The sequence below is a fragment of the Streptomyces sp. NPDC058401 genome, from assembly GCF_042722885.1.
Classification (GTDB): domain Bacteria; phylum Actinomycetota; class Actinomycetes; order Streptomycetales; family Streptomycetaceae; genus Streptomyces.
In genome coordinates this window covers 23793-34577 of record NZ_JBHXKA010000086.1, presented here as the reverse complement: position 1 = coordinate 34577, position 10785 = coordinate 23793, and the positions used below count along the sequence as shown (strand labels likewise).

11 protein-coding genes are annotated in these 10785 nt (G+C 71.5%); 5 read left to right on the top strand and 6 right to left on the bottom strand.

Translation table 11 applies throughout. The features are described from left to right. Window positions 1-112: 112 nt before the first annotated feature. Entirely contained in the window at window positions 113-1777 is a 1665-nt protein-coding gene (locus ACFWNV_RS27115; RefSeq protein WP_383952045.1) for a fumarate hydratase, read from the bottom strand. Between the two features lie 149 nt (window positions 1778-1926). Between ACFWNV_RS27115 and ACFWNV_RS27110 the strand changes: the two genes are divergently transcribed. From ACFWNV_RS27110 to ACFWNV_RS27100, 3 genes are all read left to right on the top strand, one after another. Further along, a complete protein-coding gene (locus ACFWNV_RS27110; RefSeq protein ID WP_383952043.1) occupies window positions 1927-2619 on the top strand; it encodes a DUF1707 domain-containing protein in 693 nt (230 codons plus the stop codon). A gap of 88 nt (window positions 2620-2707) precedes the next feature. Beyond that, window positions 2708-3307: a TIGR03086 family metal-binding protein gene (locus ACFWNV_RS27105; protein WP_383952041.1), complete on the top strand. Its 600-nt coding sequence runs from the start codon at window positions 2708-2710 to the stop codon at window positions 3305-3307. A 196-nt stretch (window positions 3308-3503) separates the two neighbouring features. Then, window positions 3504-3878 carry a WhiB family transcriptional regulator gene (locus ACFWNV_RS27100; RefSeq protein ID WP_374213444.1) on the top strand — a complete coding sequence of 125 codons (375 nt, stop codon included), beginning with the start codon at window positions 3504-3506 and terminating at the stop codon, window positions 3876-3878. Window positions 3879-4041: 163 nt separating this feature from the next. On the opposite strand, the gene glpX is transcribed toward ACFWNV_RS27100, so the two are convergent. Beyond that, window positions 4042-5073: a class II fructose-bisphosphatase gene (gene glpX / locus ACFWNV_RS27095; RefSeq protein ID WP_383952039.1), complete on the bottom strand. Its 1032-nt coding sequence runs from the start codon at window positions 5071-5073 to the stop codon at window positions 4042-4044. Window positions 5074-5284: 211 nt separating this feature from the next. Here glpX and ACFWNV_RS27090 point away from each other — a divergent pair, with 211 nt between their 5' ends. Then, window positions 5285-5812, top strand: coding sequence for a DUF4245 domain-containing protein (locus ACFWNV_RS27090; RefSeq protein ID WP_383952047.1), 528 nt, complete (start codon window positions 5285-5287; stop codon window positions 5810-5812). 120 nt (window positions 5813-5932) lie between these two features. Here the strand turns inward: ACFWNV_RS27090 and ACFWNV_RS27085 are convergent, their stop codons facing one another. The 4 genes from ACFWNV_RS27085 to ACFWNV_RS27070 all read right to left on the bottom strand — a co-directional run bounded on the left by ACFWNV_RS27085 (window position 5933) and on the right by ACFWNV_RS27070 (window position 9618). Beyond that, a complete protein-coding gene (locus ACFWNV_RS27085) occupies window positions 5933-6523 on the bottom strand; it encodes a malonic semialdehyde reductase (RefSeq protein WP_383952037.1) in 591 nt (196 codons plus the stop codon). Between the two features lie 107 nt (window positions 6524-6630). Further along, the gene (locus ACFWNV_RS27080; RefSeq protein WP_250742764.1) at window positions 6631-6858 is read right to left on the bottom strand and encodes an exodeoxyribonuclease VII small subunit; all 228 of its coding nucleotides are present in this window, start codon (window positions 6856-6858) and stop codon (window positions 6631-6633) included. Between the two features lie 96 nt (window positions 6859-6954). Beyond that, window positions 6955-8178 (bottom strand): exodeoxyribonuclease VII large subunit, encoded by a 1224-nt coding sequence (xseA, locus tag ACFWNV_RS27075; RefSeq protein ID WP_383952035.1) that lies wholly within the window; start codon window positions 8176-8178, stop codon window positions 6955-6957. A gap of 9 nt (window positions 8179-8187) precedes the next feature. Then, the gene (locus ACFWNV_RS27070) at window positions 8188-9618 is read right to left on the bottom strand and encodes an APC family permease (RefSeq protein WP_383952033.1); all 1431 of its coding nucleotides are present in this window, start codon (window positions 9616-9618) and stop codon (window positions 8188-8190) included. 87 nt (window positions 9619-9705) lie between these two features. On the opposite strand from ACFWNV_RS27070, the gene ACFWNV_RS27065 reads away from it, so the two are divergent. After that, the gene (locus ACFWNV_RS27065) at window positions 9706-10746 is read left to right on the top strand and encodes a 4-hydroxy-3-methylbut-2-enyl diphosphate reductase (RefSeq protein ID WP_383952031.1); all 1041 of its coding nucleotides are present in this window, start codon (window positions 9706-9708) and stop codon (window positions 10744-10746) included. The last annotated feature ends 39 nt before the right edge of the window (window positions 10747-10785 follow it).

Here is a 10785-nt window from a genome sequence, read left to right as displayed (position 1 = left end):
CTCCCCCCCGCCGTGCCTCTAACTCGGCCGGGCCCCCAGCAAAACCTGTCGCGCCGGTGCGCCCGGTGGGTGTTCCGGGGGGGGCGGCGGCCGCCGCCCCCACCGGAACTCGTTACAGGCCCGGGCCGCGGACCGGGATGTGGGTGAAGGTGGGTTCCGGGGCGGGGTTCTGGAAGAAGTCGTTGCCCTTGTCGTCGACCACGATGAAGGCCGGGAAGTCCTCGACCTCGATCTTCCAGACGGCCTCCATGCCGAGCTCCTCGTACTCCAGGACCTCGACCTTCTTGATGCAGTCCTGGGCGAGGCGCGCCGCCGGGCCGCCGATGGAGCCGAGGTAGAAGCCGCCGTGCTTGCCGCACGCGTCGGTGACCTGCTGGGAGCGGTTGCCCTTGGCCAGCATGACCTTGGAGCCGCCCGCCGCCTGGAACTGCTCGACGTAGGAGTCCATGCGGCCGGCCGTGGTCGGGCCGAAGGAGCCGGAGGCGTAGCCCTCGGGGGTCTTCGCGGGGCCCGCGTAGTAGACCGGGTGGTCCTTCAGGTACTGCGGCATCTCCGCGCCCGAGTCGAGGAGTTCCTTGATCTTGGCGTGCGCGATGTCGCGGGCCACGACCAGCGGGCCGGTGAGGGAGAGGCGGGTCTTCACCGGGTGCTGGGTGAGGGTGGCGAGGATCGCGTCCATCGGCTGGTTCAGGTCGATGGAGACCACGTCCGCCGATTCGGCGAGATGCTCGTCCGTGGTTTCCGGGAGGAAGCGGGCCGGGTCGCGTTCCAGCTGCTCCAGGAAGACGCCCTCGGCGGTGATCTTCGCGGTGGCCTGGCGGTCCGCGGAGCAGGAGACGGCGATCGCGATCGGGAGGGACGCGCCGTGGCGGGGGAGGCGGACGACGCGGACGTCGTGGCAGAAGTACTTGCCGCCGAACTGCGCGCCGATGCCGATCTTCTGGGTGAGCTCGAAGACCTGCTGCTCCAGAGCCTCGTCGCGGAAGCCGTGGCCGAGCACGGAGCCCTCGGTGGGCAGCTCGTCCAGGTAGTGGGCCGAGGCGTACTTCGCGGTCTTCAGGGCGTGCTCCGCCGAGGTGCCGCCGACCACGATCGCCAGGTGGTACGGCGGGCAGGCCGCCGTGCCGAGCGAGCGGATCTTCTCTTCCAGGAACTTCATCATGGAGGCCTCGTTGAGGACCGCCTTGGTCTCCTGGTAGAGGAAGGACTTGTTGGCGGAGCCGCCGCCCTTGGCCATGAAGAGGAACTTGTACGCGCCGCCGTCGGTCGCGTACAACTCGATCTGCGCGGGCAGGTTCGAGCCGGTGTTCTTCTCCTCCCACATGGTGACCGGGGCCATCTGCGAGTAGCGGAGGTTGAGGCGGGTGTACGCGTCGTAGATGCCGTGGGAGAGGGCCGCCTCGTCCGAGCCCTCGGTGAGGACGTTCTGGCCGCGCTTGCCCATCACGATCGCCGTGCCCGTGTCCTGGCACATCGGCAGCACGCCGGCCGCCGCGATGTTCGCGTTCTTCAGGAGGTCGAGGGCGACGAACTTGTCGTTCGCCGAGGCCTCGGGGTCGTCGATGATGCGGCGCAGCTGCGCGAGGTGCGCGGGGCGCAGGAAGTGCTGGATGTCGTGGATGGCCTCTTCGGCGAGCTTGCGCAGCGCCTCCGGCTCGACCTTGAGGAACGTACGGCCGTCGGCCTCGAAGGTCGAAACGCCTTCGGAGGTCACCAGCCGGTACGGGGTGGAGTCCTCGCCCAGGGGCAGCAGGTCGGTGTACGCAAACTCTGGCATGACGGCAGTCATTCCCTCACTCGGCAGACGGCGCTGACGACCGTTTGGCAGCGCGGTATCCAGCGTAGGACCTCTTCCGGCGGCTTTTGTTGTGAGGTAAGGCTCACTGGCCAGTATCGCGATCTATCGTGTCTCGCTATGCTGGGCGCGTGGACCTGGAAAAGCAGCCCTCATCCGCGCCGGCCCCCGCGCCGGCCCCCGCACCCGCGCCGGCTCCGGCCCCAGGGCTGCGCGCCTCCGATGCGGACCGGGACCGGATCGCGCAGATCCTCGCCGACGCCGTCGCCGAGGGCCGGCTGACCGCCGAGGAGCACTCCGACCGGCTCGACTCGCTGTACGCGGTGAAGACGGTCGCCGAGCTGGACGTGCTCGTACGGGACCTGCCCGCGCCCGGCGCCCGGCAGGAGGCGGCGCACTACGCCCCGGGAGCCCCGGCGGGCGCCCCGGTCGAGACGGTCGTCGCCGTGTGCAGCAGCTCCTCCCGCAAGGGTCGCTGGCGGCCGGGCGCGCACACCCGCGCGATCTCCGTCATGGGCGACATCAGCATCGACCTGACCCAGGCGGTCTTCGAGCAGCAGGTCACCGAGATCAACGTGACGAGCATCCTCGGCAACGTGGAGATCCTGGTCCCGGAGAACGTCACCCTGCGCGGCTACGGCAGCGGGGTCCTCGGCAACTTCGAAGTGCGGGGCGAGGGTCGCGGCGCGACCGACCCGCAGGCCCCGGTCGTGATCGTCCGCGGCTTCGCCCTGCTGGGCAACATAGAGGCCCGCCCCAAACTCGGCGCCCGCCTGGTGGACCTCGCGCACCGGCTCCGCAAGGGCTGGGAAGGCGCCCGGTAGGTCGGGAAGGCGCCCGGTAGGGGCGGCGCGCCGACAACTGGCCCTGAAATCAGCCCCTTTGGCCGGTAGGCGACCGTAGGGTCGGCCCATGACCGCATCCAAGTGGGACCTCCTCGACCAGGCATACGAGGCGCTGCGCACCGTCGCGGGCGCCGTACCGGCCGACGCCCTCGGCGCACCGACGCCGTGCGAGCAGTGGAATGTCGGCCAAGTGCTCCAGCACGCGGCCGGCGACCAGCTCGCCTACGCGGGCCGCCTCACCGGCGGGCCCGGACCGGCCGAGGACCCCTTCGCGCCCACCGGCGCCCTGACGGGCACCCCCGCGGAGCTGCTGGAGCCGGCCCTCGCCGCCGCCGCGGAGGCCTTCGCCGGGGTCCGGCCGGGCACCGCCGAGGTGCCCGTGCCGCTGCCCCCCTTCACCCTCCCCGCCGAGACCGCCGTCGCCGCGGCCGCCCTCGACGCCGCCGTCCACGCCTGGGACCTCGCGGTCGCCACCGGCCAGGCCTCCCCGCTCACCCCCGCCCTCGCGCTGGCCCTGGGCCCGGCCGCCCGGCTGCTCGCCGAGCCGCTGCGCGGGTTCGCGTACGCCCCGGCGCTCAGCCCCGCGCCCGGTCCGGACACCGATCCGGCCGGTGCGCTGCTCGCCTTCCTGGGCCGCCGGCCCGACTGGACGCCGACCGGCGCGTGACGTCCGGGTGACGGGCGCGGGGCCGGGCGGGGCGGGCCGGCGGGGGGCCCGGGGCGGTCCGGGGCGGGCTCGGGGCGGGGGCACCTTTCGGTCGAACCGGCCGGATCGACGGCACACGGTGCATAGGGGCGCGCACAACGGGTAGGGACAGGTGCGTCGCCTCTCTCGCTCGCGTATACGTCGTCAGGAGTAGACCGTGCCGCATCCGCCGCGCCAGTCCCTGCAGGTAGCCGCCGTCCAGAGTCTTCAGGGGCGCCCGGCGGCGGTCGTGCCGAAGCCTCGGGTGCCGGCCAGGGAAGAGGACGGTCCATGGCACGCGGACGCGGTGTGCCGGCGCGACGAGGCCGGGCTGTTCTTCGCCCCGTCCAAGGAGCCGACCGCCGCCCGGCTGTCCCGCGAAGACGCCGCCAAGCGGGTCTGCGCCCGCTGTCCCGTCATGGTCGCCTGCCGGGAGCACGCACTGATCCAGCCCGAGCCCTACGGGGTCTGGGGCGGACTGACGGCCGCCGAGCGCCGCGTGGTGCTGGCCCGCCGGCGGCGCCGGGCGGGGGAGCTGCGCGAAGCCTCGTAGGGCCGCAGCCTCGTAGGGCCAGGGCTCGCAGCTTCGCAGGGCCCGCAGCTTCGTAGGGCCGCAGTCTCGTAGTGAGCCGTCCGCCCCCTTCAGGGGGCATACGGAAGGGGCGCCCCCGCCGCACGCGGGAGCGCCCCTTCCGTGTTGCCGTGCCGCCCGCGGGCTACTTGGCGCGGTCGAAGTCGATCGCGCTGTACGCGCGGAGCTTCGAGAGGCGGTGGGTCGAGTCGATCTGCCGGATCGTGCCCGACTTGGAGCGCATGACCAGCGAGGAGGTCGTCGCGGTCTCCGAGCGGTAGTGGACGCCGCGCAGCAGCTCGCCGTCCGTGATGCCGGTGGCGACGAAGAACACGTTGTCGCCGGAGACCAGGTCGTTCGTGTAGAGCACGCGGTCCAGGTCGTGGCCCGCGTCGATCGCCTTCTGGCGCTCGGCCTCGTCCTTGGGCCACAGCTTGCCCTGGATGGTGCCGCCCATGCACTTGATCGCGCAGGCCGAGATGATGCCCTCGGGGGTCCCGCCGATGCCGAGCAGCAGGTCGATGCCGCTGTCCTCGGTGACGGCCAGCACCGAGCCGGCGACGTCGCCGTCCGAGATGAACTTGATGCGCGCACCGGTCTCGCGGATCTCCTTGACGATGCCCTCGTGGCGGGGGCGGTCCAGGATGATCACCGTGACGTCTTCCACGGCCATGTTCTTGGCCTTGGCGACGCGGCGGATGTTGACGGAGACCGGGGCGTTGATGTCGACGAAGTCGGCGGCCTCGGGGCCGGTGACCAGCTTCTCCATGTAGAACACCGCGGACGGGTCGAACATGGTGCCGCGGTCGGCGGCGGCCAGCACGGCGATGGCGTTCGGCATGCCCTTGGCGTTCAGGGTGGTGCCGTCGATGGGGTCCACGGCGATGTCGACCTCGGCACCGGTGCCGTCGCCGACCCGCTCGCCGTTGAAGAGCATCGGGGCTTCGTCCTTCTCGCCCTCGCCGATGACGACGACGCCGTTCATCGAGACGGTGGAGATCAGGGTCCGCATCGCGTTGACGGCGGCGCCGTCGGCTCCGAGCTTGTCACCGCGCCCGACCCAGCGGCCGGCGGCCATGGCGGCGGCCTCGGTGACCCGTACGAGTTCCAGTGCGAGGTTGCGGTCGGGTGCCTCCGGAGAGACTTCGAGCTGGGGCGGCAGGTTGTGCTCGGTCATCGGAGCGCACCTTTCTGTACGGCGACGGCCGGAAGTGAGGGTCCCTGGACTCTATCGGTACGTCGACATATTGAGCAGACCGGGTCACGTATGAGCGCCATATCGGTCAGCTGATTGTCCTGAGCGGACATCTTGCGCCGCGCGCGGCGTGCCTTCCGGACCCCGGCGGTGATCGCCCGGAGCCATGCGGGACCATGGTGGTGTGGCAGGTATGAAGGGCAAGCAGACGGTCGTGGACATGGTCCGGTCGCTGGCGGTGATCGGGCTCGTGGTCGGGGGGATCTATTTGGTCATCCCACATGACGACAAGGCCGATCCGACCCGGGTGGTCGACTACCGCGTCGAAAGCCTCACGGCCCGGCGCGCGGCCCCGTACCCCGTGGCGGTGCCCGTCGGGCTGCCCCCGGAGTGGCGGGCCACCTCGGTGGGCTACACGCGCAAGGAGGCCAGTGCCTGGCACCTGGGCTTCCTGGACCCGGCGCAGCAGTACGTGGCGGTGGAGCAGTCCGCGGACGCCTCCGACAAGTACATCGCCAAGGTGACCCGGAAGGCCACGGCCACCGGGCAGACCCAGCAGGTCGGCGACCAGGTCTGGGAGCGCTGGGACGGCGAGAAGTACGACGCCCTCGTGCGGCACGAGCAGGGCTACGTCACCGTGGTGACGGGGACGGCCCCCTTCGAGCAGCTCGGCGCGATGGCCGCGGCGCTGGAGTTCAAGCAGGGTTCGCAGGGTTCGTAGCAGGCAGGGTTCGCAGCAGGACGCGGACGCGGTACGACGTGCAGCGGTACGACGTGAAAAGGCCGCGCCCCCGGGATTCCGGGGGCGCGGCCTTTTCGTTCACTGCGTGCGGGGCTGGGCTCAGACGGTCGTGATGACCTGGTCGAACTCCAGGCGCGGGGAGCGCGGGAACCAGGCGTCATCGCCCGGCTTGCCGATGTTGATGACCATCAGCGGGGTGTGGTCGCCGTCCAGGAACTCCTTCTGGACGCCGGCGAAGTCCAGACCGGTCATCGGGCCGGCGGCCAGGCCGGCGGCGCGGACGCCGATGATGAAGTACGCGGCCTGCAGCGCGGAGTTGACCAGCGCGGACTGCTCGCGGACCGGACGCTCGGAGAAGAAGGCGTCCTTGGCCTGCGGGAAGTGCGGGAGCAGCTGCGGGAGCTCCTCGTGGAACTCGTTGTCCGCGGACAGGATCGCGACCAGCGGGGCGGTGGAGGTCTTGGCCTGGTTGCCCTGGGCCATGTGCTTCACGAGGCGCTCGCGGGCCTCGGGGGAGCGGACCAGGGTGATGCGCAGCGGCGTCTGGTTGAACGCGGTCGGGCCGAACTTCACCAGGTCGTAGATCGCCTGGACCTGCTCCTCGGTCACCGGCTCGTCGGAGAACGTGTTGGCGGTGCGGGCCTCACGGAAGAGGAGGTCCTGAGCGGCGGCGTCGAGAACGAGAGACATCGGAAAGCCTTCTTCTGTGCGGGACTGCGTGACTGCTGTAGCGATGTCCAGAGACTACGACGCAGATAGATGAAATTTCAACTAAATCTCTCGGCGGGTGAGAGAGATCACTCCCCGCCGGCACCCTCCGCCGCCTCGCGCGCCGCGAGCGCGGAGTCCAGCCGGGCGCGGGCCCCCTCCAGCCAGTGGCGGCACACCTTCGCGAGCTCCTCGCCGCGCTCCCAGAGCGCGAGGGAGTCCTCCAGCGAGGTGCCGCCGGCCTCCAGCTTGCGGACGACCTCGATCAGCTCGTCCCGGGCCTGCTCGTACCCCAGCGCCGTATCGGTCTCGGCCATTCCCGCTCCCACCTTAACTGTGTAGTACACCGAAATTTGTTGCGGCAGTGTGAAGCGCACTGCCGGCGCTGCCTGCCCTGCTCGTACCGGCCTTGCTCAGGAGGGCTCCTCGGCGTCGGCCACCCGCACCGAGAACTCCCCCTCCGCCACCCGCGCCCGCAGCACGTCGCCCGCCGACACGTCCTCGGGGGAGCGCACCACGTGCCCGTCGGCCCGCTGGAGCACCGCGTACCCGCGCTCCAGGGTGGCGGCCGGGGACAGTGCCACCACGCGGGCGAGGGTGTGCGCCAGCTCCGAATCGGCCCGGTCCAGCAAGTGCCCCAGGGTCCGGCGGCCACGCGCCAGCAGGGCGTCCACCTCCGCCTCCCGGGTCTCCACCATCCGCTGGGGGTGGACGAAGACCGGCCGCGCGAGTGCGTGCGCGAGCCCCCGCTCCTCCCGGTCGAGCAGCCCGCGCACGGCGCGCAGCCCCCGGCCCTGCAGCTGGCGCACCCGCTCCAGTTCCTCGCCGACGTCCGGGACCACCTTCTTCGCCGCGTCCGTGGGCGTGGAGGCCCGCAGGTCCGCGACCAGGTCCAGCAGCGGGGAGTCCGGCTCGTGCCCGATCGCCGAGACCACGGGGGTGCGGGCCGCCGCGACGGTCCGTACGACCTCCTCGTCGGAGAAGGGCAGCAGGTCCTCCACGCTGCCGCCGCCGCGGGCCACGATGATCACGTCGACCTCGGGCATGGAGTCCAGCTCCTTGACCGCCTGGATCACCTGGGGCACCGCGTGCACCCCCTGGACGGCGACGTTGCGGACCTCGAAGCGGACCGCCGGCCAGCGCCGCCGGGCGTTCTCCAGCACATCGCGCTCGGCCGCCGAGGCCCGTCCCACCACCAGCCCGATCAGCTGCGGCAGGAACGGCAGCGGCTTCTTGCGGTCCAGCGCGAAGAGCCCCTCGGAGGCGAGGGAGCGCTTGAGCCGCTCCAGCCGGGCCAGGAGCTCGCCGATGCCGACGGGCCGTATCTCGGTGGCCCGCAGGGACAGCTGCCCGCGCGGGGCGTACCACTCCGGCTTGGCGAGCACGACGACGCGGGCGCCCTCCGACACGGAGTCCGCGACCTCGTCGAAGACCTGCCGGAAGCAGGTCACGCTCAGGGAGATGTCGTGCGAGGGATCGCGCAGCGTCAGGAAGACCACCCCCGCTCCCGGCCGCCGCGAGAGCTGCGTGATCTGCCCTTCCACCCACACCTGGCCGAGCTTGTCGATCCAGCCCCCGATGAGCCGGGAGACCTGACCGACCGGCAGCGGCGCGTCAGCCGACGAATTCAGACCCATGCACGCAGGCTAACCGCCTGCGCCGACACCGGCGTCGGGCCGGGAGTCTTCGTCCTGCCCGCGTCGCCCCCGCTGGGCCACCAGGATGCACAGGCCCACCAGCAGCCACACGGCCCCCACGAGTTGCGCGGTCCACGAGGCCTCGACGATCACCGCGAGGGTCACGGCGGCGCCGAGCACCGGGATGACGAGGTGCTTGAACCAGTTCGGGGGCCCCTCGCGCCGCTTGACCACGAACCAGCCGACCACCGAGGCGTGCAGCAGCGTGAACGCCACCAGCGCCCCGATGTCGACCACGGAGACGAGGTGGTCCAGCCCGTCGTCGCGCCGGGCCGCCCACACGGCCGCGACCAGCGTGACCGTCGCCGCCACCAGCAGGGCCGGGCGCGGAGTGCCGTGCGAGGTACGGGCCAGCGCGCGCGGCAGCCGCCCCTCGCGGGCCATCGCGAAGAGCAGCCTGCCCGCCGCGGCCTGCCCGGCCAGCGCGGCGAAGGCGGCCCCGATGGCCTTGCTGACGGCGACCAGGTCGTGCAGCCACATCCCTACGGAGGCCTCGACGGTCGTGTAGAAGGCCGAGCCCTGCTTCCCCGGGTCGGCCGCCAGTTCCGCCGCCGACAGGGGGCTGAGGAGGGCCGCCAGATAGGTCTGCGCGATGAACAGCACCCCGGTCAGCGCCAGGCAGAACAGCACCGCCCGCGCCACCTTCGCACTGCCCCCCGTCACCTCCTCGGCGAAGGAGGCGATGGCGTCGAAGCCCAGGTAGGACAGGACCGCGACCGAGACCGCGCCGAGCACGGCGGCCATGGAGAACCCGCCGAGCGAGCCGTCCCCGGTGAAGGGGGAGAGCCAGTCGCGGTGGGCCGCGCCCTGGATCAGTACGGTCACCGCCGAGACCAGGAACACCAGCAGGACCGCGATCTCCATGGCCAGCACGGCGAAGCCCACGCGGGCGGCGGCCCGTACGCCCCACAGGTTGAGCAGGGTGGTCACGACCACCGCCAGGGCCGTCCACACCCACCGGGAGACCTCCGGGACCAGGGCGTTCATGGCGATCCCGGAGAAGAGGTACGCGACCGCCGGGATCAGCAGGTAGTCGAGCATCGCCATCCAGCCCGCGATCAGCCCGGGACCCTCGCCGAGGCCCTTGCGGGCGTACGTGAAGACGGAGCCGGCCTGCGGGGCCACGCGCACCATCTGCGCGTAGGAGAAGGCCGTGAAGGCCATCGCCACCGTCGCGAAGAGGTAGACGAGGGCGACGGCGCCGTGCGATTTGGCGTCCAGGGTGCCGAAGACCCCGACCGGGGCCATGGGGGCGATGAAGAGCAGCCCGTACACCACCAGGTCCCGGAATCCGAGACTGCGGCGGAGCGAGCTGCCGGGTGCGGCGGACGGGCCGCCGGGCGGGCCGGGCGGCGTACGGGGATCCGTCGCGGACGCCATCTTTCCTCCGGGGGTACGGCCGGTGTGGATGTTCGACCCAGTGTGTGCCGAACGGGGGACCCACGGCCTGCTGGACACCCCCGTACGATGGAGCCCATGACTGCTGACGCCCCCGCTCCCGCTTCCCGCCGCGTCCTGCTCGCCGCCCCGCGCGGCTACTGCGCGGGCGTGGACCGAGCCGTGATCGCCGTCGAGAAGGCTCTCGAACAGTACGGCGCACCGGTCTACGTGCGGCACGAGATCGTGCACAACAAGTACGTCGTGAAGACCCTGGAGAACAAGGGCGCGATCTTCGTCGAGCGGACCGAGGAGGTCCCCGAGGGCTCCATCGTGATGTTCTCCGCGCACGGCGTGGCCCCCGTGGTCCACGAGGAGGCGGCCCGCGGCAAGCTCGCGACGATCGACGCCACCTGCCCCCTGGTCACCAAGGTGCACAAGGAAGCCATCCGCTACGCGAACGAGGACTTCGACATCCTCCTCATCGGCCACGAGGGCCACGAGGAGGTCGTCGGCACCTCCGGCGAGGCCCCGGACCACATCACCATCGTGGACGGCCCGCACGACGTGGAGAAGGTCACCGTCCGCGACGAGTCCAAGGTCGTCTGGCTGTCGCAGACCACCCTCTCCGTCGACGAGACGATGGAGACGGTCGACGCCCTGAAGACCAAGTTCCCGCTGCTCGTCTCGCCGCCCAGCGACGACATCTGCTACGCCACCTCGAACCGCCAGGAGGCGGTCAAGGTCATGGGCAAGGACTGCGACCTGGTCATCGTCGTCGGCTCCAAGAACTCCTCGAACTCCATCCGCCTCGTCGAGGTCGCCCTCGACGCGGGCGCGAAGGCCTCGTACCTGGTGGACTTCGCCAGCGAGATCGACGAGGCCTGGCTGGACGGCGTCACCACCGTCGGTCTGACCTCGGGCGCCTCGGTGCCGGAGGTGCTGGTCGACGAGGTGCTGGAATGGCTGGCCGCGCGCGGGTACGGGGACGTGGAGATCGTCAAGACGGCCGAGGAGTCCATCGTCTTCTCGCTGCCCAAGGAACTGCGCCGCGACCTGCGCGCGGAGGCGGCGGAGCTGGTGGCGGCTCCGGGCGCCGGTACGGACGCTGCTCCGGGCGTACAGAAGTAGGTACCTCCCCGGCAGGGCGCTCCGGCGGGACTTTTCGTA

Bases quoted from the DNA above. Each gene is read 5' to 3' on its own strand.
- ACFWNV_RS27115 (WP_383952045.1), bottom strand. From the start codon at position 1,777: ATGCCAGAGTTTGCGTACACCGACCTGCTGCCCCTGGGCGAGGACTCC.
- ACFWNV_RS27105 (WP_383952041.1), top strand. From the start codon at position 2,708: ATGACCGCATCCAAGTGGGACCTCCTCGACCAGGCATACGAGGCGCTG.
- glpX (WP_383952039.1), bottom strand. From the start codon at position 5,073: ATGACCGAGCACAACCTGCCGCCCCAGCTCGAAGTCTCTCCGGAGGCA.
- ACFWNV_RS27090 (WP_383952047.1), top strand. From the start codon at position 5,285: ATGAAGGGCAAGCAGACGGTCGTGGACATGGTCCGGTCGCTGGCGGTG.
- ACFWNV_RS27085 (WP_383952037.1), bottom strand. From the start codon at position 6,523: ATGTCTCTCGTTCTCGACGCCGCCGCTCAGGACCTCCTCTTCCGTGAG.
- ACFWNV_RS27080 (WP_250742764.1), bottom strand. From the start codon at position 6,858: ATGGCCGAGACCGATACGGCGCTGGGGTACGAGCAGGCCCGGGACGAG.
- xseA (WP_383952035.1), bottom strand. From the start codon at position 8,178: ATGGGTCTGAATTCGTCGGCTGACGCGCCGCTGCCGGTCGGTCAGGTC.
- ACFWNV_RS27070 (WP_383952033.1), bottom strand. From the start codon at position 9,618: ATGGCGTCCGCGACGGATCCCCGTACGCCGCCCGGCCCGCCCGGCGGC.
- ACFWNV_RS27065 (WP_383952031.1), top strand. From the start codon at position 9,706: ATGGAGCCCATGACTGCTGACGCCCCCGCTCCCGCTTCCCGCCGCGTC.